Annotated in this window: 13 protein-coding genes; 8 read left to right on the top strand and 5 right to left on the bottom strand. The window is 71.0% G+C overall.

Annotated elements, in window-relative coordinates; genetic code table 11:
• Positions 1 to 99 precede the first annotated feature (99 nt).
• Both FHX78_RS05580 and FHX78_RS05575 read right to left on the bottom strand, forming a co-directional pair.
• Complete coding sequence (locus tag FHX78_RS05580) at positions 100 to 5,268, bottom strand: DUF6531 domain-containing protein (protein WP_244403722.1); 5,169 nt, start codon at positions 5,266 to 5,268, stop codon at positions 100 to 102.
• A gap of 745 nt (positions 5,269 to 6,013) precedes the next feature.
• Positions 6,014 to 6,979 (bottom strand): glycoside hydrolase family 6 protein, encoded by a 966-nt coding sequence (locus tag FHX78_RS05575; RefSeq protein ID WP_145866356.1) that lies wholly within the window; start codon positions 6,977 to 6,979, stop codon positions 6,014 to 6,016.
• A 206-nt stretch (positions 6,980 to 7,185) separates the two neighbouring features.
• Here FHX78_RS05575 and FHX78_RS05570 point away from each other — a divergent pair, with 206 nt between their 5' ends.
• On the top strand, positions 7,186 to 8,199 hold the full coding sequence (locus tag FHX78_RS05570; protein ID WP_167531692.1) for a LacI family DNA-binding transcriptional regulator: 1,014 nt from the start codon (positions 7,186 to 7,188) through the stop codon (positions 8,197 to 8,199).
• 406 nt (positions 8,200 to 8,605) lie between these two features.
• On the top strand, positions 8,606 to 10,252 hold the full coding sequence (locus FHX78_RS05565) for a glycoside hydrolase family 27 protein (protein WP_145866355.1): 1,647 nt from the start codon (positions 8,606 to 8,608) through the stop codon (positions 10,250 to 10,252).
• A 353-nt stretch (positions 10,253 to 10,605) separates the two neighbouring features.
• On the opposite strand, the gene FHX78_RS05560 is transcribed toward FHX78_RS05565, so the two are convergent.
• Positions 10,606 to 11,214, bottom strand: coding sequence for a hypothetical protein (locus FHX78_RS05560; RefSeq protein ID WP_145866354.1), 609 nt, complete (start codon positions 11,212 to 11,214; stop codon positions 10,606 to 10,608).
• A 583-nt stretch (positions 11,215 to 11,797) separates the two neighbouring features.
• Between FHX78_RS05560 and pcaDC the strand changes: the two genes are divergently transcribed.
• The 5 genes from pcaDC to FHX78_RS05535 all read left to right on the top strand — a co-directional run bounded on the left by pcaDC (position 11,798) and on the right by FHX78_RS05535 (position 15,999).
• A complete protein-coding gene (gene pcaDC / locus FHX78_RS05555; RefSeq protein ID WP_145866353.1) occupies positions 11,798 to 13,096 on the top strand; it encodes a bifunctional 3-oxoadipate enol-lactonase/4-carboxymuconolactone decarboxylase PcaDC in 1,299 nt (432 codons plus the stop codon).
• Positions 13,097 to 13,158: 62 nt separating this feature from the next.
• Positions 13,159 to 13,794, top strand: coding sequence for an MBL fold metallo-hydrolase (locus FHX78_RS05550; RefSeq protein WP_145866352.1), 636 nt, complete (start codon positions 13,159 to 13,161; stop codon positions 13,792 to 13,794).
• 53 nt (positions 13,795 to 13,847) lie between these two features.
• Positions 13,848 to 14,627, top strand: coding sequence for an exodeoxyribonuclease III (locus FHX78_RS05545; RefSeq protein ID WP_145866351.1), 780 nt, complete (start codon positions 13,848 to 13,850; stop codon positions 14,625 to 14,627).
• A gap of 75 nt (positions 14,628 to 14,702) precedes the next feature.
• The gene (locus FHX78_RS05540) at positions 14,703 to 15,110 is read left to right on the top strand and encodes a DUF6278 family protein (RefSeq protein ID WP_145866350.1); all 408 of its coding nucleotides are present in this window, start codon (positions 14,703 to 14,705) and stop codon (positions 15,108 to 15,110) included.
• A gap of 145 nt (positions 15,111 to 15,255) precedes the next feature.
• The gene (locus tag FHX78_RS05535; RefSeq protein ID WP_145866349.1) at positions 15,256 to 15,999 is read left to right on the top strand and encodes an amino acid ABC transporter ATP-binding protein; all 744 of its coding nucleotides are present in this window, start codon (positions 15,256 to 15,258) and stop codon (positions 15,997 to 15,999) included.
• Positions 16,000 to 16,276: 277 nt separating this feature from the next.
• Here FHX78_RS05535 and FHX78_RS05530 read toward each other — a convergent pair whose 3' ends face one another.
• Complete coding sequence (locus FHX78_RS05530; protein ID WP_189908624.1) at positions 16,277 to 17,032, bottom strand: hypothetical protein; 756 nt, start codon at positions 17,030 to 17,032, stop codon at positions 16,277 to 16,279.
• A gap of 152 nt (positions 17,033 to 17,184) precedes the next feature.
• On the opposite strand from FHX78_RS05530, the gene ggt reads away from it, so the two are divergent.
• Positions 17,185 to 19,011, top strand: coding sequence for a gamma-glutamyltransferase (ggt, locus tag FHX78_RS05525; RefSeq protein ID WP_145866348.1), 1,827 nt, complete (start codon positions 17,185 to 17,187; stop codon positions 19,009 to 19,011).
• A gap of 39 nt (positions 19,012 to 19,050) precedes the next feature.
• On the opposite strand, the gene FHX78_RS05520 is transcribed toward ggt, so the two are convergent.
• Positions 19,051 to 21,579, bottom strand: a complete 2,529-nt coding sequence (locus FHX78_RS05520; protein ID WP_145866347.1) for an ATP-dependent Clp protease ATP-binding subunit — start codon at positions 21,577 to 21,579, stop codon at positions 19,051 to 19,053.
• Positions 21,580 to 21,669: the final 90 nt, after the last annotated feature.

Here is a 21,669-nt window from a genome sequence, read left to right as displayed (position 1 = left end):
GGCGGCGGGGGATGTGGTCACGCTAGCGCACGCGGGGGCGCCCGAGAACGCGGTTCCGGGCGCCCCCGCCGGGCTACTGCCGGGCTGTTCCGGGCCGGTTCACCTCGGGTCGCCCAGGCTGCCCTCAGGCCATTCACGGACCTTGCCGGTGCGTGGATCGAGGTCCACCTGATGACCGCTCGCGTTCCTCACTTCCACGCCACCGAGCGCGTCGGAAAGTTCGTCCGCGGCCTTGCATGCGCCGTGGCAGGTCACCAGCTGGATGGGACCGCCGTCGTAGTACGGATTCTCCCTGACCAGATCAGCGATTTGCTGGGGGTGCGTTATCTTGCCGTCGACGATGAATTCTCCCTGCTCGTTTCCGTGAACTATGACGTCATGCCCGTAATTTCCCTTCGATCGCAACAGATTCTGGATCGTGTTCGCGTCGTCGCCGATCGCTGTGGCGGTCCTCGTGTAGCGGACACTTCCGCCGGCCCAGGTGAATGACGCGGCAGGCGGAACTCCCATTACGGTCGCTCCGGCCGCACCGTGAGGAGACGCTGCGGCCTTGCGCCACCCGGTCAGGCCGCCGACCCCGACGAGGACCACCTGCTGGGTGAGTTCCTCGGCGGCTTCGGCGTACAGGTCGGCGAGGGCGTCGCAGCCCTGCTGGCGGAGCATGTATTCGGCGCGGTAGAGGCGGTAGGCGGGGCGGACGGGGAGGTACTTGTCGACGAAGGCGCCGGCTCCGCCGTTCTCGCCGGTGAATGCGTCGTGCAGGTCCCCGGCGAGCACGAAGGGCGACTTGAAGACGTCGACGAAGGCGTCCCCGAAGATGCCCGCTGCCTCGCCGAGGCTGTCGACGCGGTCGTTGTTCGGGTCGTCGGGGGTCAGGCCGCTGGGGTCGGTGAGCAGGGTGGGGACGTTGTCGGCGTAGGCGTAGGGCGAGAGGTACGGGGTCGTCCGGGCGCGGGTGGCGGGGTCGGAGCGGGTGAAGCGGCCGGTGGTGGTGTCGTACTGGCGGGCGTGGAGGTCGAGGTGGCCGGTGGTGGTCTCGTAGCGGGCGCCGGTGTAGGAGGGCGGGCTGGCGGGGGCGCCGCCGGTGGTGGTGCCCAGGACCCGGGTGCCGAACGGGTCGTAGGCCCACCGCTGGTGGAGGGTGCCGGTGCTGCCCGTGACGTCGACCGGTGAGCCCTGGGTGTCGTGGTGGTAGTAGAAGAGCGCACCCGTGCCGGTCTTGACGGAGGTGGGCTGGCCGAGGGGGTCGTAGCGGAAGGACTGCTTGATGGTCCAGGCGCTGTCGTATTCGGTGGCCAGGATCGGCAGCGGGGCGTTGGGGTCCCACTGGGTGCGGTGGGTGACCGTGCCGTCCTTGAGGGTGGCGACCTGGTTGCCGCTGGCGTCGTGGTCGTAGGTGTAGGCGGCGCCCGCGACGGTGGCGGCGGAGATCTGCCCGGCCAGGTCGTAGGCGTAGGTGTCGGCGCCCTTCTTGGTCTGGTTGCCTTCGGCGTCGTAGTCGTAGGCGGTGGTCGTGGTGCCGGTGGTGGTGGAGGTGAGCTGGTCGGCCGCGTCGTAGGCGTAGCTGGTGGAGGTGGTGCCGAGGGTGGAGGTCAGGCGGTTGCCGACCTTGTCGTAGGTGTAGGACGTGGTGCGGCTCGCGGCGCAGCCGGCGACCCAGGGCTGGGGGAAGCAGCCGGAGGTGAGGCGGCCGGCCGTGTCGTAGGTCAGGTCGTAGCCGCCGGTGCCGACGCTCGCGCGGGTGACGTCGACGTGGGTGGGCAGGCCCGCGGGGGAGAGGGTGAGGGCGGTCTTCGTGACCGTGGCGCCCGCCTTGGTGGCGGTCACCGCGGTGACCCGGCCCGCCCGGTCGTAGGCGCGGTCCTCGGTCTCGGTGTTGGGCAGCGCGGACCTGGTGAGGTTGCCGGCCGGGTCCCAGGTGTACGTGGTGGTCCTGCCGTCGGCCAGCATCGTGGCGGTGCGGCCGTCGTTGTCGTAGGTGTAGGTGGTCGTGTTGCCGTCGGAGTACTTGCGGGTGAGCATCTGTCCGGCGGCGTCGTAGGTGTAGGCGAAGCCGCGGGTCTTGGTGAGGTTGCCGACCGCGTCGTAGACGAAGTCCTCGGAGATCCTGGAGTTGGCGCGGGCCGTCATGCGGCCGGCGTCGTTGTAGCCGAACGTCGCGTCGGGGGTGGCGTCCGAGTAGTCGACCTTGGTGAGCAGACCGCGCGGGTCATACGTGTAGCCGGTGGATCCGCGGGGCGTGGTCTTCTTCGTGAGGCTGCCGGCGGCGTCGTAGGCGTAGGTGGTCTGCCGCTTCAGCGGGTCGGTGACCGAGGTGAGGCGGCGGGCCGCGTCGTAGCCGTACGCGGTGACGTGCCCGTTGGCGTCGGTGCGCTCGGTGACGTTGCCGGCCGAGTCGTGGCCGTACGTGGTGACCGCCCCGTCCGGAGCGGTGACCTCGGTCAGCCGGTCCAGCGTGTCGTAGCCGTAGACGGTGGCGCGCTTGTCGGCGTCCGTCCGCTTGACGACGTTGTTCACCGCGTCGTAGGCGGTGGTGGTCACACCGCCCAGCGGGTCGGTGACCGTGGTGGGGTTGCCGGCCGGGTCGTAGCCGTAGGTGGTCGTGTACGGGGCGGGGTCGGCGCCGGTGGCGTTGCCGCGCGGGTCGACCGCGGTGGCCTGGCGGCCGTCGGCGTCGTACGTCCAGCTCGCCTTGTGGCCGAGCGGGGAGGTGCGGCTGAGCAGGTTGCCGTCGGCGTCGTAGGCGTAGGTCGTGGTCTTGCCCAGCTGATTGGTGCTGCTGGTCAGCCGGTTGTTCTTGTCGTGGACGGAGGTGACTGTCTCACCCGCGGCGTCGGTGACCTTGGTGACATTGTCGTTGGCGTCGTAGGTGTAGCCGGTGGTGTGACCCAGCGGGTCGGTGACCACGAGGGGCCGGTTGATCGCGTCGTAGGTCGTGCTGGTGGACGCGCCGGTCGGGCCGGTGACCTTCGTGGTGTTGCCTGCCGCGTCGTAGGCGTAACTCGTGGTGTGGGCGGCCGGATCGGCGCCGGAGACGTTGCCGCGCGGCGAGACGCTGCTCAGCAGGCGGCCCACCTTGTCATAGGCGTAGGTGGTCCTGCCGCCCGTCGCATCGGTCTCGGAGGTCAGGCGTCCACTCGCGTCGTAGGTGCGGGTGACGGAGTGGCCGGCCGGGTCGGTGGTCCGGGTCGGGTGCCCGGCGTCGTCGTAGGCGAACGTGGTGGTGTCGCCCGCCGGGTTCTTGGCCGACGTCAACTGTTCGGCGCCGTTGTACGCGTAGGCCGTGGTGCGGCCCAGCGGATCGGTGGCCGAACTGAGCAGTCCGCGGCCGTCGTAGGCGTACGTCGTGGTGTGGGCGGCCGGGTCGGCGCCGGAGACGTTGCCGCGCGGGTCCGTCTTCGTCAGGACCCGGCCGGCCTTGTCGTAGGTGAACGTCGTCTGCTCACCCAGCGGCGTGGTGACCGAGGTCCGGTTGCCGGCCGCGTCGTAGCCGTAGGTGGTGACCTTGCCGCGCGGCGTCGTCACGGTCTCCAGCGAACCGAGCGCGGTGTACGTGTAGGCGGTCCTGCCGCCCAACGGGTCCGTGGTGGACGTCAGCTGGTTCGACGTGTCGTAGGTGTACGTCGTCTTGTTCTTGCGGCCGTCGGTGTGACTGGTGATGTTGCCCGCACCGTCGTAGGTCCAGCTCTCCACGTACCCGAGCGCGGACGGGGCGCTGCGGGTGAGCATCCGCCCGGCGCTGTCGTACGTCATCTCCGTGGTGTTGCCGCGCTGGTCGGTGATGGCGACGGGGCGCAGGTGACGGTCGTAGTCGTAGGCGATGCTCTTGCCGTACGGGTCGATGGTCTCCATCAGGACGTTGCCGGCGTACACGTCGGTCCACACACCGCCGTCCGGTGCTGTGGTGTGCGACTCGCTCCTGCCGTCCCAGGTGAACGTCGTGGTCTTGTCGTTCTGGTCCGTCTGCAACTTGATACGGCCCGCGGTGTCGTAGACGTTGGTGACCTTGCCGCCCGCCGGGTCCGTGTAGGACGACAGTCGCTTGTTCGTGTCGTAGGCGTACGACGACGTCCGTCCGGCCGGGTCGGTCACCGAGGTCAGCAGACCGCCGGTGTAGCCGTACGAGACCGATGTGCCGTCGGGCAGGCCCACCTTGGACAGCAGTCCGTCGGCACCGGGCGTGAAGGTGGTGGTGCGCCCGGCGGCGTCCTTGACGGAGGCGAGCGTGCCGGACGCGTACGTCAGGCTCAGCCCCTTGCCGGCTCTGTCGACCACGGATGTGAGCTGGCCGCCGCTGTTGAACGTCCGCCTTGTGTGGTCCGGCGTGGTGATCGTGTAGGTGCTCGTGCCCTTGACCAGCTTGGCCGCTGAACCCGCCGGAGCGGTGTACGTGCCGTCACTGTTCTGGGTGAAGACGAACGACGCCCCGTCGTCCGTCCGGTACGTCGCCTTCCCCGTCGCGAGTGTCAGCTTCGCGTCGAACGGTGTCGCCCAGCCGCGCCCCAGCAGGCCGACGGCGCCCGAGTCGGAGCGGTAGGTGCGCTCCAGGGCCAGAGGCACACCGGGGCCCACCAGGGAGGCGTCGGTGAGCTGTTCGAAGAACATGCCGGTGGCCGTGTTGACCGGGTCGGCGCGGTGCGCCTGGGCGTAACAGGTGCAGATGCCCGCCTGCGCGCCGGGGATCACCGGAGTGTAGAACGCCTCCACCAGCGGCGAGGTGGTGCCGCCCGGACTCGACGTCCCGTCGGCGCTGTTGAGGAAGACCCAGGCGTAGTACTTCTTGCCGTCCTCCAGGATGCCGCCCAGCGCGCTGCCGGCCCACCAGAAACACTGGTCGGTGGGGTACGAGTTGGTCGACCACCAGTCGTAGCACCAGGCGCCGGTGTCGGGGGTGGCACCGCTGGGGTCGTCCGTGGTCTTCTTGATCTCCTGCTGGACGACCGGGGAGCCGCCCTCGTCCAGGACGTACAGCCACATCCCGGTGTACGCGTCTCCCCGCTGGGGCAGCTTCACCTGCCCGCCGATCGACAGCATCCCGGGGTACGCGGTGGCCCAGGACGACACCCACGTCGGGTTCTCGGCCGCCGCCGCGAGGGGCCGCAGGGACACCTTCGACTCGGCGGCGGGCCCGCGTTCGACGCGGTCGCTGTCCGGCCGGCGGTGCGGCTCGCCCTTGGACCTGCGCTCCGGCGCCTCCAAGTAGGCACGCATCGGCGACCGTTCGTGCCGGTCCTCGCCGACCTGCCTGCGACGCTCGGCCAGGGTCATCGCCTCGGGGGGCTCGGGCAGGTCGGCGGCCGTCCTGGCCTTCGCCTGCGTGACGGCCCCCGGGGCCGCGGCGGCAGGGCGGTCCGGGGGCGACGCCCAGGAAGGGGCGACGCCGGCCATGGCCAGCAGAACCATGGCCAGGACGGCCGTGACGAGTCTTCGCGCTTGTGTGCGCACAGTGCATCACCTGTGGGTCAGGAGTGAAGAGGGGTCGCGGTGATGCATGATCAGGAAGACCCTCGAACTAACGTCGCGCCGAACGGGGGGCCGAAACACGACGGGGCCGTCCCCGCCCCGCCCCTGGGGTTCCTGGCCGAGCGGACGAAGGGCTCCGACCGGGCGCTCGTTTTGGCGTGAACACGACCCTGGGTGCGCGCCGGAGCGGGTGAATCGGTCCTCGACGGCGGGTCAAGAGCAGGTGACGCGGCCGGAAACGGACGGGACGACCGCAGGGGCCGCCCGGGCGGAACCGTCGTCCGGCCCGGCCGGTCGGCGTACCGTCCTGCCACGAGCCCGGCTGCATCGGGCTCTGTGAGCTCCACATGTCGGGACCACCTCGTGCGTCGGTCCGGCTCGGCGTGCTCAACCGGGACCTCCTGCGAGCCGCAGCCTCGTGAACGTGCACCTCGTCCCCGGTGATCCCTGGACCGGGGGGTTGCCCCGTTGCTCTCCGGTGAGGTGGTGGGGGAGTGCCCGCCGCCCCGGCGGACTGTCGGTCGCCTGTGCGGGCGGCGGGAGTCCCGGATCAGTAGCCGTAGATCATCTTGTAGGCGACCTCGGGGAGGAACTGGCCGGCCGTGGAGCCGGTTCCGACACCGCAGTTGCCGTCGGACTCACCCGGAGTCTTGATCCACAGGAGCATCTCGGCGCCTCCGCCCTTCTGGGTGGGCGTGCCGATGCGGCGGCCGGAGGGGTTGCACCACTGGCCGTTGGAGCCGTTGCCGTTGCGGCTGGTGTCCACGACGAACGGCTTGGTGTAGCCGTAGCGGGCGGCCAGCTCGCTGTTGACGGCGTTGCCGTAGGCGGTGTTCTCGGCGGTGGTGATGTAGTTGGAGACGTTGAGCGAGAAGCCGTGCGCCTGTCGGAGGCCGGCTTCGTGGAGACGCCGGGCCATGGTCGCCGCGTCGGCCCAGCGTGGGTTGCCGGCGTCCATGTAGACCCAGGTGTTGGGGGCCTGGCGGCTGAACTCGGCGAGGGCACCGGTGAGCATGGCCTCGCGTTCGTCGATCTGCGCCTGGGTCATGCAGCCGTAGTCTCCGAGGGAGTCCGGTTCGAGGATGACGACGGCGGGGCGGGCCGCGATGCCTCCGGCGAACTGAGCGATCCAGTTGGCGTAGGCGGACGGCGAGGAGGCTCCGCCGGCGGAGTGCCCGCCGCAGTAGTCACGGTGGTAGATGTTGTAGGCGACGAGGATCGGCAGCTTGTCCTGCTGGTCCGCCGCTCCGGCGTAGGCACCTGTTGCGGTGCCGATGGTGCCGCTCCAGGAGCCGAACCAGCGGGCCATCGGTGTGTTGGCGATGGAGGCGTTGATCGCGGCGGCCCGGCCGTCGCCGGGGTTGGTGGCGGCCCACCGCCTCGCGCTCGAGTCGGGGTCCACGTAGAACCCGTTGGTCATGGTGGTGGGGTCGGCCGCGTGGGCGGAGGGTGCGGCGGCGAAGGCCAGCGGCAGAGCACAGAGCGCTGCCATCAGGGTGCGAAGTCTGCGGCTCAAGACAGTACCTCGTTTCGGAGGAGGTGCGCTTTGGGAGCGCTCCCACTGGAAGCGGTCCCAATGGTCCGGGTGGGTGGTTGAGCTGTCAATGGGCGGTACGGCATTCGACTTTCACAGGGGGCGCGGGTCCTGTGGGCCACTGCACTGGAAGCGGTCCCATCCTCTGTGCCCCTGAGTGCTCCCCGCCTGTGAAAGACTCACGAGCCATGGCAGAAGCAGCGCCGCGTCGGCATCCGACGCTCGACGAGGTGGCCGAACGCGCCGGTGTTTCCCGCTCCGTTGCCTCCCGCGCCCTCAACAACGCCCCGCACGTCAGCCGCGCCAAGCGCGAGGCTGTCGAACGGGCCGTGCGGCAACTCGGTTACGTACCCAATCCGACCGCTCGCGCGCTGGCCACCCGTCAGACGGGAGCGGCCGCCCTGGTCGTCTCGGGAGAGGATCCGTCGATCTTCGCCGATCCGTTCTTCGCTCGGGTGATCGTGGGGGCGTCGGCCGCCCTGGACGAGGCGGACCTGCATCTGATGCTGTGCCTGGCCGCTTCCGACCGGGGCCGCAAGCGGGTCGAGGAGCTCCTGCGGTCCAGGGGTGCGGACGGTGTGATGCTGATGGCGCTGCGCGAGGACGATCCGCTGACCCGGATGGCCGACGAGGCGCAGATGCCCGTCGTGTTCGGCGGGCGCCCGGTCGGACCGGCTCCCCGGTGGTACGTGGACGTGGACAACGTCGGCGGAGCGCGCGAGGCGACCGAACATCTGGTCTCACTCGGCCGGAGGCGCGTGGCCGTGATCTGCGGGCGTCTGGACACCGAGGCCGGGCGCGCCCGGTACCGCGGCTACCGGGACGCCATGCTGGGCGCCGGTCTCGATCCGTTCCCGCCGCTGGAGGGGGACTTCACGGAGCGCAGCGGAGCCGCCGTCATGGCGGCGCTACTGGCGGAACATCCCGACGTGGACGGAGTGTTCGCCGCCAACGACAACATGGCGGTGGGAGCGCTGCGCACCGTGCGGGAGGCCGGCCGACGGGTCCCCGCCGACGTTGCCGTGGTCGGCTTCGACGACCTGACGGTCGCCCAGATCGCCGATCCGCCGCTCACCACCGTCCATCAGCCTGTAGAGGCTCTCGGACGGGAGATGGCGCGCATGCTCGTCGCGCTCGTCAACGGGCAGGACCCCACCCCGCTGGTCCTCCCCACCCGCCTGGCCGTCCGGGCCAGCGCCTGACTCCTCACTGTCCGGGAGGGGCGGGCCCCGGTCCGAACGGGTGTGTCTTGATGTGGTCATGGCAATCCATGAAGGTGTTCACCTCGGTTCGCCGGGCGGAGTGACTCTGCCGCATTCGGCATGTCGAACATGGTGCGACTTGTCGAGCGTTCTGGATGGTAGGAGGTTGGCGTACCCCGTCAACCCTTCTCGCACCAGTCGTGCGCCGCGTCGAAACCTTCGAGGCGCCTGGTGCGGATTCGGTGCGCCTCGGCCTTGCTCCCTTGCTGATCATGCGACACATCCTGCTCTTCGACGAGGTGTTGACATGACCGGTCGCCTCTCTAGTATCCGTGGCGCGTCAGAAGTTTCCGAACGCCAGTCGAAATTTCGAACCCTCTCCTCTCTTTCTGCCGAAGGAGTCCCGGTGCCCAGACGATCAGGCGGACGACTGTTCCGCCTCCTCACGGCCGCCGTGCTGACGGTGACCGCGTCCGTGACGGCCTCAGCGCAGTCCACCGCCACGGCCGCGCCGGGCAGTCCGGCGCTCACCCCTCCGCTGGGGTGGAACAGCTGGAACAGCTTCGGGTGCGGAATCACCGAGGCCCAGGTCCGCCAGGCCGCCGACGCGATGGTGTCCTCGGGCATGCGGGACGCCGGCTACCAGTACGTGGTGGTCGACGACTGCTGGTTCGACCCGCAGCGTGACGCGCAGGGCAACCTGCGGGCCAACCCGACGAAGTTCCCGAGCGGGATGAAGGCCCTGGGGGACTACATCCACGGCAAGGGGCTGAAGTTCGGCATCTACCAGGTGCCGGGCGAGCGCACCTGCGCGCAGACCGTGGGTACGTACCCGGGCTCCACGGGCAGCAGGGGCCACGAGGTCCAGGACGCCGCCACGTTCGCCTCGTGGGGGGTCGACTACCTCAAGTACGACTGGTGTTCCTCGAGCGGCACGCGTGACGAGCAGGTCGCGCGGTTCAAGCTGATGCGTGATGCCCTGCGCGCCACCGGTCGGCCGATCGTCTACAGCATCAACCCCAACAGCTTCCACGCCATCACGGGGTCCACGTACGACTGGGGCGAGGTCGCCGACCTGTGGCGGACGACCGAGGACCTGCTCGACATCTGGCAGAACGGCAACACCAACAGCTACCCGATGGGCGTCGGCAACGTCCTGGACGTCAACGCACCGCTGGCCGCACAGTCCGGCCCGGGGCACTGGAACGACCCCGACATGCTGGTCGTCGGCCGCCCCGGCCTGTCGCTGACCGAGTCCCGCTCCCACTTCGCCCTGTGGGCGCTGATGAGTGCCCCGCTGATGGCCGGCAACGACATCCGCACGATGTCCGCCGACGTCAGCGCGATCCTGCGCAACCCGCGTCTGCTGGCGGTGAACCAGGACTCCCAGGGCGCGGACGGACGCAGGGTGCGCGACGACGGCACCATCGAGGTGTTCGCCAAGCCCCTGGCGGACGGTTCGGTCGCGGTGGGGCTGTTCAACCGGGGCGGGAGCGCGGCGACGGTCACCACGACGGCTGCCCAGGTCGGCCTGGGCGGAGGACCGTTCACCCTCACCGACCTGTGGACCGGCGGCACGTCGAGCACGTCCGGGCAGATCTCGGCGAGCGTCCCCGCGCACGGCGTCGCCGCGTACCGGGTGAGCGGCGGCAGCCCGCTGGCCGCCACCACCTCACGCCTGCGGGGCAACGCCTCCGGCCGCTGCGTGGACGTGGACAACGCCTCCACGGCCGCCGGCGCCGCGACTCTGCTGTGGGACTGCCACACGGCCGCCAACCAACTGTGGACCACATGGGCGGGCGGCGAGATCCGCGTCTACGGCGACAAGTGCCTGGACGCCTACAACCAGGGCACCACCAACGGCACCCGTGTCATCACCTGGCCCTGCAACGGCCAGAACAACCAGAAGTGGACCATCGGCTCCGACGGCTCCATCCGCAACGTCCGCTCCGGACTGTGCCTCGACGCCAACGGGGCGGGCACCGCCAACGGGACCCCGCTGGTGCTGTGGACCTGCAACGGCCAGGCCAACCAGAAGTGGACCCGCGCGTGAGCGGCACGGCACCGGGCTCCACCCAGCAGTCGAGGGAGGGGGAAGGCGACCGTGCCGGCCGGCCAATCGGGAAGACCTTCGGCGGGCGGCCGATGCGGCGACAGTGAGGCCCCGCCGGCGTCCGTCCTGACGAGATCTCTACGCGGAGCCGTGAAACGACGAAGCCGCACCCGAGTGCTCCGGGGCGGCTTCGTCGTGAGCTCGATTGTGCTGTCTCGTGAGGTTGTCGAGGGGAACGGCGTTTCGGCGTTCGTGAGTTGTTTTCCGACGGCTCCCTAAGACGCCAGGGGTGACCGGGTCCAGCGCACGCGTTCTCGGCGTTCCCTCAGGCCGAGACGAGAGGTAACGCCGCCTCAGATGGTCGGGGTGTCGTCAACAACTGGCCGGTGAACCTCTACGACCGGCTTCCACCCCGCGGAGAACTCGATGAAGTCCGCGCGGGTGGGGTAGGTGTCGATCGCGCGACGGTCACGCTTGGGGCTGTCGCCCCCCTTGCGCCCCCGGGGAATCTGCTCCTCGAAGATGTCGACCTTCACGTCGGGAACCTCCTTGAGGCCCTGGCGCCAGATCTGCACGATGTCGGCGCCGAACGCCTGCCGGGCCGCAGCGTAAAGGGCCGTGAGGGACCCCTTGTCCCCACCAGGGACGAACAGTGCCAGGTCCAGCACGACACCGGCGGACTGGAGGACCTCGATGGTCTCCGAGCCGTCCTCGTCGGCCAAGTAGACTCCGGCTTCGTCCTCGGCGTCGGGAAGGCAGGAGACCTCTTCCTGGAATACGGTCCTCGCCGTGATCGAGCCGCCCTCGAAATCCTTACCGGCCTTGGTCAGAAAAGCAGGGACATAGCAGTCGGGAAGTTTGAGTTCTGCCGTGTCGGCGGAAACGAAGAGCCTGTCCTTCACGCCGAGCTCCGTCACCTCTTCCAGCGAGAGGCGGCGAGCGGCTATCTTCTCCGTGTTCACGATTTCCCTTTCAGATTGCACTGTCCCTCCGAGCGAGGACGCTACCACGAGATCCTGAGGTCAACTGCCCAGTAATCTCTGGGTAAATGACTTCCGGAGACTTGCACGGGAGGATATCGAAGCGAGCCACTCGGTCGGGAACACGCATCCGCCAGTTAGTATCCCTCGTCACGGTGTTGGGGATCAACTGGCGATTGCATTTCGGTGCGTTGGGTGGCATGGAGGAACCAAAAGAGAGCTTGCGGTAGATATCGCCCATATCCCCTTCGCGGAAGTGGCGGCGAGGTAAGGCGATCCATTCGTCGTGCATCTCGAAGAGCGCGGCGGAAACCAGGGACGGTCCGACAACGCGGCGATCACGGAGCCCTCCACGCCCTGTGACCTTGGACTGCCCGTGCCTGCCGACGCGTCATCTCCGCGGCATCGTCTTCACCCGGTTGCGCCACGACCCGCGCACCCGGGCGTACGACGAACACCGCACCCAGGCGGGCGGGACCCGACGTGAGATCATCCGATGCCTCAAGCCGGTTTCCCGTACCCCCGCGTTATAAAGGCGTCCGCGAGACGTGAGAGGGTCGGAGCCGTGAGTGAGACACCACCCAACCCCCTGCAATACCGCTTTGACGGGCCGGAAGACGCTCCGGTGCTGATCCTGGGTCCCTCACTGGGCACCACATGGCACATGTGGGACCGGCAGGTCCCCGAGCTGACGAAGCAGTGGCGCGTGTTCCGGTTCGATCTGCCGGGCCACGGAGGCGCCCCCGCCTACCCCGCGGGCTCCGTCGCCGACCTCACCGCGCGGCTGCTCACCACCCTCGACGGGCTCGGCGTGCACCGCTTCGGCTACGCGGGCTGCGCGCTCGGCGGTGCCGTCGGCATCGAGCTGGCCCTGCGCCACCCCGACCGGCTGGCGTCCCTCGCGCTGATCGCCGCCTCGCCCCGCTTCGGCACCGCGGACGAGTTCCGCCAGCGCGGGGTGATCGTGCGGACCAACGGGCTCGACCCGATCGCCCGGTCCGCGCCGGAGCGCTGGTTCACCGGCGGTTTCGCCGCCGCCCAGCCCGCGATCACCGAGTGGGCCGTGCAGATGGTGCGCACCACCGACCCCGGCTGCTACATCGCCGCCTGCGAGGCGCTCGCCTCCTTCGACGTGCGGGCCGGACTCGGCAGCGTCGGCGTGCCGACCCTGGTGCTGGTCGGCTCCGAGGACCAGGTCACCGGCCCCGCCGAGGCGCGCACCCTGGTCGCCGGCATCCCGGACGCCCGGCTCGCCGTCGTACCCGGCGCCTCCCACCTGGTGCCGGTGGAGCAGCCCGCCGCCGTCACCGACCTGCTGGTCAGGCACTTCTCCACCGCCTGGCAGCCCGGCTTCGACACCGCCACCGGCCACGTCGCGCTGCCCGCGGCGGTGGTGAAGACGGGGCCGGCCGCCGGCCCGCCGCAGCCCGTCGCCGTCGCCGAGATCGCCCCGCCCGCCCCGCCGCAGCAGACGCAGGGCAGACCGGACCCGTACGACGCCGGGATGAAGGTCCGCCGGGAGGTGCTGGGCGACGCGCACGTCGACCGGGTGCTCGCCGACACCGACGACTTCTCCGGCGACTTCCAGGAACTGGTCACCCGCTACGCCTGGGGCGAGGTCTGGGACCGGCCCGGACTCGACCGCCGCACCCGCAGCTGCGTCACCCTCACCGCCCTCGTCGCCGGCGGTCATCTCGAGGAACTCGCCTTCCACACCCGGGCCGCCCTGCGCAACGGGCTCACGCCGGACGAGATCAAGGAGGTGCTGCTCCAGACGGCCGTCTACTGCGGCGTCCCCGCGGCGAACCGCGCGTTCGAGGTGGCCCGGCAGGTCGTCCGCGAGGAGACCACACCCCAGGAGTGAGCCCCGCACCCCCGCACCCCGCACCCGGGCGCGGGAGCGGACGCGAGGGGCAGGATGGACGCATGAAGCTCACGAAGAAGTCGCACTCCTGTGTCCGCCTGGAGAAGGACGGGCGGGTCCTCGTCTTCGACCCCGGCGGGTTCAGCGAGGAGGACGCCGCGCTCGGCGCGGACGCCGTCCTGGTCACGCACGAGCACCCCGACCACTTCGACGAGGGCCGGCTGCGCACCGCCCTGGAGGCGAACCCGGCCGCCGGGATCTGGACGCTGAAGTCGGTGGCGGAGCGGATCTCGGCGGCGTTCCCCGGCCGGGTGCACACCGTCGGCCACGGCGACACCTTCACCGCCGCCGGCTTCGACGTGCAGGTCCACGGCGAACTGCACGCGGTGATCCACCCGGACATCCCGCGCGTCACCAACGTCGGCTACCTCGTCGACGGCGGGAAGCTCTTCCACCCCGGCGACGCGCTCACCGTCCCCGACCACCCCGTCGAGACGCTGATGCTGCCCGTCATGGCCCCCTGGAACAAGATCGCGGAGGTCATCGACTACGTCCGCGAGGTGCGGCCGGTACGCGCCTACGACATCCACGACGCCCTGCTCACCGACCTCGCCCGCCCTGTCTACGACCGCCAGATCGGCGCCCTCGGCGGCTCGGAACACCTGCGGCTCGCCCCGGGCGGCACCGCCGAGCTGTGAGCCGCAGGGTCGGCGGTCGAGGGTTGTCGGAGGCGCCGGGTAGGTTGTGGGACATGCGCATCGCGACCTGGAACGTGAACTCGATCACCGCCCGCCTGCCGAGGCTCCTGGCCTGGCTGGAGAGCAGCGGCACGGACGTGCTGTGCCTCCAGGAGGCCAAGGTCGCCGAGGCACAGTTCCCGGCGGAGCAGCTGCGCGAGCTGGGCTACGAGTCGGCGGTCCACGCCACCGGCCGGTGGAACGGGGTGGCGGTGCTCTCCCGCGTCGGCCTGGAGGACGTCGTCAAGGGCCTGCCCGGCGATCCCGGCTACGACGGCTCGGCGGAGCCCCGCGCGATCTCCGCGACCTGCGGCCCGGTCCGCGTCTGGTCGGTCTACGTGCCGAACGGGCGCGAGGTGGACCACCCCCACTACGCGTACAAGCTCCAGTGGCTCGAGGCGCTGCGGGCCGCCGTGACCGGCGACGCGGCGGGCAGCCGCCCGTTCGCGGTCCTCGGCGACTACAACATCGCGCCGACCGACGACGACGTCCACGACCCGGCCGCCTTCGAGGGCTCCACCCACGTCACCCCCGCCGAGCGCGCCGCCCTCGCCTCCCTGCGCGGGGCCGGCCTGTCCGACGTCGTGCCGCGCCCGCTGAAGTACGACCACCCGTTCACCTACTGGGACTACCGCCAGCTCTGCTTCCCCAAGAACCGCGGCATGCGCATCGACCTGGTCTACGGCAACGAGCCCTTCGCGAAGGCGGTCACCGACTCCTACGTCGACCGCGAGGAGCGCAAGGGCAAGGGCGCCTCGGACCACGCGCCGGTCGTGGTGGACCTGGACGTGTAGCCACCCGCCGCCGGCCGTCGCCCGGCCCCCGCGCGCCTGTGGTGCAGAGGGCGGTACGAATGACAGGCTGGCGGTATGAACATCCCTTTCCTGGGCAACGGGCGCCGGAAGGCCGGGGTTCCCGGTCCCGAGGGCATCGCGGAACTCCTGGCCGAGTGCGAACTGCTGCGCTCCCAGGCGTCCCGGGCGGGTGTCCGGCTGGACGACTCCCCGGCCTCGCTGGAGGCGCTGGACCAGCTGGTGCCGGGCTGGCGGGACGACGAGGAGACGTCGACCTGGCTGGGCAACGACGCCGGGCTGTACCTCGGCACCGTCATCGTGCGCACCGTGCCGGGGGCCGCCTGGGAGATCCGGCCCGACGGTCAGCCGGTCGTACGGCTCACCTCCGGCCGGGAGTTCGACGTCGTGGACGCGGGACACCAGTGGGCGGCCCACGGAGTTCCCGAGCTGTCGCAGCTGTACGCGGAGGTCGCCGAGGCGTGACACCCTGGCCCGCGAGCCGGCACCCGTCCCGTCGCCCGCCGTAAATACGGCTAATGGGCGGGGAGTGCGTGTCGCGCCGTGTCGGCGATCTTGCCCGGATACGGTGCGGCGGCCACCGCACAGCCGGGAGTGAGTAGAGGTGGGTATGGCCGTCGATCCGCTGATCGAGCTGCGTGACGTCAACAAGTACTTCGGGGATCTGCATGTCCTCCAGGACATCGATCTCACCGTGGGCAGGGGAGAGGTGGTCGTCGTCATCGGCCCGTCGGGGTCGGGGAAATCGACCCTGTGCCGGGCCATCAACCGCCTGGAGACCGTCCAGTCCGGCACCATCGTGCTCGACGGGCAGCCGCTCCCGGACGAGGGCAAGGCACTGGCGCGGCTGCGCGCCGACGTCGGCATGGTCTTCCAGTCGTTCAACCTCTTCGCGCACCGGACCGTGCTGCAGAACGTCTCGCTGGGCCAGGTCAAGGTCCGCGGACGCAAGAAGGAGGACGCCGACCGGCGCTCCCGCGAACTCCTCGACCGCGTCGGCGTGGCCGACCAGGCGGACAAGTACCCGGCGCAGCTCTCCGGCGGGCAGCAGCAGCGCGTGGCGATCGCCCGGGCGCTGGCCATGGAGCCCAAGGCGATGCTCTTCGACGAGCCGACCTCCGCGCTGGACCCGGAGATGATCAACGAGGTCCTGGAGGTCATGCGGCAACTGGCCGCCGAGGGCATGACCATGATCGTGGTCACGCACGAGATGGGCTTCGCCCGCTCGGCCGCCCACCGCGTGGTCTTCATGGCCGACGGCCGGATCGTCGAGGACCGCACGCCCGAGGAGTTCTTCGGCGACCCGCACAGCGACCGGGCCAAGGACTTCCTCTCCAAGATCCTCAAGCACTGAGCGGGGTGACGTCCGCGGACCCGTCCGTCCGGACCTCGACTAGGATGTTCCCTTCATCCCGGCGGGGGAGGGGACTTCGCGTCAGGTGCGGGGACGCCACCGCCGGGAGGGGACCGCCCGCGAGGGCGGCGGTCACATCGGCCAGTCCCGTCCGGCGGCAGCCGGAGATCACTGCTCGCGCAGCGGACCCGACCCGTACACAGGGTCGTCCGCGCGGGGAGAAGGTCAGCTGCGCGCCGGACGGGTGGTGCCCCGTTGGAGGACCGGAGGCGGGAACTCAGGTCGCCCGGTGGGTCTTGCGCGGCTCGGGAGCCGGCAGCGGCGTCTGCGCGGCCCTCGTCACGTCCGCGACCAGCTCGACCACATCGGGCCCGTAGGCCTGCGAGTTGATCACCTTCAGCAGCAGCACGAAGGAGTGCGAGCCGTGCTTGCGGGCCAGCCGCTCGTGGTTGCGGGCGAGATAGCGGGTGGCGGCCTGGTTGGTGATCGCGCGCTGGCCGCAGAACAGGAACACCGGCCGGGTCTCGCGCCGTTCACCCGCCGTCAGCCGGGCCAGCAGCACGTACTCGGTGACCCCCGGGTCCATGCGGTAGCGCTCGGCGCCGATCTGGAAGGCACCCCGGTCCGGACCCGGCTCCGGATCGATGTTCACCCGCACCCCCGGCAGCATCGCCGCCATGTGCGCCACCATCCGCCGGTTCGAGCCCGGGCCGCCCACGCAGAACTCGGTCCGCTCGCCGAAGCCCTGGTGCGCCGCGTCCTGGGTGACCACCTGCACGTGCGCCCCGCAGTCCTTGACCAGCGCGGAGAGTTCGAGCAGCGCGAACACGTCGAAGCGGTGCACCGCCGGTTCCGCCGTCGCCGGATCACGGTTGACGACGAGCAGGGACTCGGAGTTCTCCGGCAGGCCGAAGAAGGCCTGCTTGCGGCGGAGCTTGCGCTTCCAGAGGTAGGTACGGGCGAGCCAGCCCAGCGCGGCACTGATGCCCGCGGCCACCACGCCCAGAACGATGTTGCGCACGTCGTCGGTCATGGGCGCGCATGCTAGCGGGCCCGCGCAAACCCGTGTTCGAGCCGCAGGTCGCGGCCCGTACCGGCACAGCGGCGCGGCACACCCCGTGGCCTCGCTGACGAGAGCATGGCGACGAACTAAGCTGCGCGGACGTTCCCTTACTGGAGGTGCGGATGCGTCGCCCTGTCGCACGGAGTCTCGCAGTCCTGGCGGTCGGTGCCGCCGTGGTGTCGGTGGGAGCGGCGGCTCCGCCCGGCGCCCACGACCGGCCCGCGCAGCACGACAGACCCTCCCCGCACATGCCCAAGGTCCCGGAAGCCGTCGGATACGGCGGCGCGGTCTCCAGCGTCGACGCCGACGCCTCCGCCGCCGGCATCGAGGTCCTGCGCAAGGGCGGCAACGCGGTCGACGCCGCCGTCGCCACCGCCGCCGCGCTCGGCGTCACCGAGCCCTACTCGGCCGGCATCGGCGGAGGCGGCTACTTCGTCTACTACGACGCACGGTCCCGCACCGTGCACACCCTCGACGGGCGTGAGACCGCCCCGCTCACCGCCGACTCCGGCCTGTTCCTGGAGGACGGCAAGCCGATCCCGTTCGCCGAGGCCGTCACCAGCGGCCTGGGCGTCGGCACCCCCGGCACGCCCGCCACCTGGCAGCGCGCCCTCGACAAGTGGGGCAAGCGGGGCCTGGGCACGGTCCTGCGGCCCGCCGAACGCCTCGCCCGCGACGGCTTCACCGTCGACGACACCTTCCGCGCGCAGACCGCCGCCAACGAGACGCGCTTCCGCCACTTCCCCGACACGCGCGAGCTGTTCCTGCCCGGCGGCCGGCTCCCCGTGGTCGGCTCCACCTTCAAGAACCCCGATCTGGCCCGCACCTACGCCGAGTTGCGCCACAAGGGCGTCGACGCCCTGTACCGGGGCGACATCGGCCAGGACATCGTCGACACGGTCAACAAGCCGCCCGTGGACCCGGATTCCGGCTGGAACGCACGCCCCGGCGACCTGACCCCGCGCGACCTCGCCGCCTACCGCGCCAAGTCCCAGGCGCCCACGAAGACCTCGTACCGCGGCCTGGACGTGTACTCCATCGCGCCGTCCTCCTCCGGCGGCACGACGGTCGGCGAGGCCCTCAACATCCTGGAGCGCACCGACCTGTCCAAGGCGAGCGACGTCCAGTACCTCCACCGCTACATCGAGGCCAGCCGCATCGCGTTCGCGGACCGGGGCCGCTGGGTCGGCGACCCCGCCTTCGAGGACGTACCGACGAAGGAACTGCTCTCCCAGCGGTTCGCCGACTCGCGCGCGTGCCTCATCAAGGACGACGCCGTCCTCACCAGCCCGCTGGCCCCCGGCGACCCGCGCGACCCGCGGCCCTGCGCGACCGGCGGCGAGGCGGCCCCGACGACGTACGAGGGCGAGAACACCACGCACCTCACCACCGCCGACCGGTGGGGCAACGTCGTCGCCTACACCCTGACCATCGAGCAGACCGGCGGCAGCGGCATCACCGTGCCCGGCCGCGGGTTCCTGCTCAACAACGAGCTGACGGACTTCTCCTTCGCCCCGGCCAACCCGGCCGTGCACGACCCGAACCTGCCGGGCCCCGGCAAGCGGCCCCGCTCGTCCATCTCGCCGACCATCGTGCTGGACCGGCACGACCAGCCGGTGGTGGCGCTCGGCTCGCCCGGCGGCTCCACCATCATCACCACCGTGCTCCAGACCCTCACCGGTTTCCTCGACCGGGGACTGCCGCTGGTCGACGCGATCGCCGCGCCGCGCGCCAGCCAGCGCAACACGGCCCAGACCGAACTCGAACCCGGCCTGTACGACAGTGAGCTGCGGGCGAGCCTGGAGGCCATCGGGCACTCCTTCCGGCAGAACCCGGAGATCGGCGCGACCACGGGCGTCCAGCGCCTGTCCGGCGGCAAGTGGCTCGCGGCGGCCGAGAAGGTCCGCAGGGGCGGCGGCTCGGCGATGGTCGTGCAGCCGACGCGGTAGACCGCACGGGGGGCGTCCCGGACCGGGGCGCCCCCGCCCTCACAGCTCGGCGGCCGGCGTCTCCTGCGTACGGAACGTCAGGCGGCCGTCCTCGGCGTCCACCGTCACCCGGCCGCCCTCCCGGACCCGGCCGTCGAGCAGCAGCCGGGACAGCTCGTTGTCGACCTCCCGCTGGATGGTGCGGCGCAACGGCCGGGCGCCGTACTCGGGCTGGTGGCCGCGCTCGGCCAGCCAGTCCACCGCCGCGTCGGTGAAGTCGACCGCGATGCCCTGCCCCTTCAGCGCGCGCCGGGTGTTCTCCAGCAGCAGGTCGGTGATCCGCCGCAGCTCCTCGGCGGTCAGCTGGCGGAACACCACGACCTCGTCGATCCGGTTGAGGAACTCGGGCCGGAAGTGCTCCCGCAGCGGCCGCAGCACCTGTTCGCGCCGCGCCTCCTCGTCCGCCTCCGCGTCACCGGTGGCGAAGCCCAGCGTCGCCCCGCGCCGGGTGATCGCCTCGGAGCCGAGATTGCTGGTCATCACGATGACGGTGTGGGTGAAGTCCACCGTCCTGCCCTGCGAGTCGGTCAGCCGGCCGTCGTCCAGCACCTGGAGCAGGATGTTGAAGACGTCCGGGTGCGCCTTCTCCACCTCGTCGAGCAGGAGCAGCGAGTACGGGTGCCGGCGCACCACCTCGGTCAGCTGCCCGGCCTCCTCGTGCCCCACGTAGCCGGGCGGGGCACCCACCAGCCGGCTCACCGTGTGCCGTTCCTGGTACTCGCTCATGTCGAGGCGCACCATCCGGTCCACGCTGCCGAACAGGGCCTCGGCCAGCGCCCGCGCCAGCTCCGTCTTGCCGACGCCCGTCGGCCCCAGGAACAGGAAGCTGCCGATCGGCCGGTCCGGACTGCCCAACCCCGCGCGTGAACGCAGCACCGCGTCCGAGACGACCCGCACCGCCTCGTCCTGGCCGACCACCCGCTGGTGCAGGTGCTGCTCCAGACCCAGCAGCCGGTCCTTCTCCTCCTCGGTCAGACGGCTCACCGGGATGCCCGTCTGCCGGGCCACCACCTCGGCGATCGCCTCGGAGTCCACCCACAGGCTCTGGCCCTCGTCGACCTCGTCGTCCCCGCCGGCCTCCGCGATCCGCCGCTTCAGCTCCACGATGCGGTCCCGCAACTGCGTGGCCTGCTCGTACTGCTCGTCGGCGACCGCCTGGTCCTTGTCGCAGGTCAGCTGCTCGACCTCACGCTCCATGGCCCGTACGTCCGTGCCCTTGGTGCGGGCCCGCAGCCGCACCCGGGCGCCCGCCTGGTCGATGAGGTCGATGGCCTTGTCCGGCAGCCGCCGGTCGCTCAGATGGCGGTCGGACAGCTCCACGGCCGCCATCAGCGCCTCGTCGGTGTAGCGGACCTGATGGTGGGCCTCGTAGCGGTCCCGCAGACCGCGCAGGATCTCGATCGCGTCGGCGGGCGTCGGCTCCGGCACCATGATCGGCTGGAAGCGGCGGGCCAGCGCGGCGTCCTTCTCGATCCTGCGGTACTCCTCCAGCGTGGTCGCCCCCACGATGTGCAGCTCCCCGCGGGCGAGGGCGGGCTTGAGGATGTTGCCGGCGTCCATCGAGCCGCCCTCGCCGCCGCCCCCGGCGCCGACCACGGTGTGCAGCTCGTCGATGAAGACGATCAGCCGGTCGGAGTGCGAGCGGATCTCCTCGACGATGTGGTTCATCCGCTCCTCGAAGTCGCCCCGGTAGCGGGTCCCGGCGACCACGCCCGTCAGGTCCAGCGCCACCACGCGCCGGCCGAGGAGGATGTCGGGCACGTCGCCCTCGGCGATTCGCTGCGCCAGCCCCTCCACCACGGCGGTCTTGCCGACGCCCGCGTCACCGATCAGCACCGGGTTGTTCTTGCCGCGCCGGGACAGCACCTCGACGGTCTGCTCGATCTCCTGGTCCCGCCCGATCACCGGGTCGACGCGGCCCTCGCGGGCCAGGGCGGTGAGGTCGCGTCCGTACTTGTCCAGGGTCGGCGTGCCGGTCGCGGGACGGGGCCGCTCGGTCCGGGACGGCGGTGCCTCCGCCGCCTCCGGCGGGCCGGAGGGGGCGAACCGGGCCGCGTGCAGGATGTGCCCGGCCGCCGAGTCGGGGTTGGCGGCCAGGGCGCTCAGCACGTGCTCGGGGCCGATGTAGCCGGCGCCGCTGGCGCGGGCCATCTCGTGCGCGTCCAGCAGGGCCCGCTTGACGGCGGGCGTCAGCGACAGCGACGTCGGCGGCGGGGCGTCGCCCGGCCCGTGCTGGACCGGCCCGGACCGGTCGTCGATCTGGGACGCCAGCGAATCGGGGTCCGCGCCCGCCCGGCTCAGCAGGCTCCGGGTCGGCTCCGCGGCGAGCGCGGCGCGCAGCAGGTGCTGGGTGTCCAGGTCCCGGCTGCCGTGCTCGGCGGCGTACTGGGCGGCACCGCGCACCAACTCCCGGGCCGGCTGGCTGAGCAGGCGGCCGATGTCGATCTGGCGGGGGCGCTGTCCGCCGAAGAAGCGGGCGAGGAATTCTGCGAACGGGTCACCCTCCGGGCCGACGAAACCATTCGTCATCGTCCATCCGTTCCTTCGCTGGGTCCACGTGCGCGGGCCGGGTAACCCGGTCCGGGCTCGCTCATGCCACGATGACACGTTCCGTATCGC

The organism is Streptomyces capillispiralis (assembly GCF_007829875.1).
In the GTDB taxonomy this organism is placed as follows: domain Bacteria; phylum Actinomycetota; class Actinomycetes; order Streptomycetales; family Streptomycetaceae; genus Streptomyces; species Streptomyces capillispiralis.
This window is presented reverse-complemented; position numbering and strand designations above follow the sequence as displayed.

Excerpts from the sequence above, each read along its gene's own strand:
- FHX78_RS05580 (WP_244403722.1), bottom strand. The coding sequence starts at position 5,268 with ATGACCCTGGCCGAGCGTCGCAGGCAGGTCGGCGAGGACCGGCACGAA.
- FHX78_RS05570 (WP_167531692.1), top strand. The coding sequence starts at position 7,186 with ATGGCAGAAGCAGCGCCGCGTCGGCATCCGACGCTCGACGAGGTGGCC.
- FHX78_RS05550 (WP_145866352.1), top strand. The coding sequence starts at position 13,159 with ATGAAGCTCACGAAGAAGTCGCACTCCTGTGTCCGCCTGGAGAAGGAC.
- FHX78_RS05545 (WP_145866351.1), top strand. The coding sequence starts at position 13,848 with ATGCGCATCGCGACCTGGAACGTGAACTCGATCACCGCCCGCCTGCCG.
- FHX78_RS05540 (WP_145866350.1), top strand. The coding sequence starts at position 14,703 with ATGAACATCCCTTTCCTGGGCAACGGGCGCCGGAAGGCCGGGGTTCCC.
- FHX78_RS05535 (WP_145866349.1), top strand. The coding sequence starts at position 15,256 with ATGGCCGTCGATCCGCTGATCGAGCTGCGTGACGTCAACAAGTACTTC.
- FHX78_RS05530 (WP_189908624.1), bottom strand. The coding sequence starts at position 17,032 with ATGACCGACGACGTGCGCAACATCGTTCTGGGCGTGGTGGCCGCGGGC.
- ggt (WP_145866348.1), top strand. The coding sequence starts at position 17,185 with ATGCGTCGCCCTGTCGCACGGAGTCTCGCAGTCCTGGCGGTCGGTGCC.
- FHX78_RS05520 (WP_145866347.1), bottom strand. The coding sequence starts at position 21,579 with ATGACGAATGGTTTCGTCGGCCCGGAGGGTGACCCGTTCGCAGAATTC.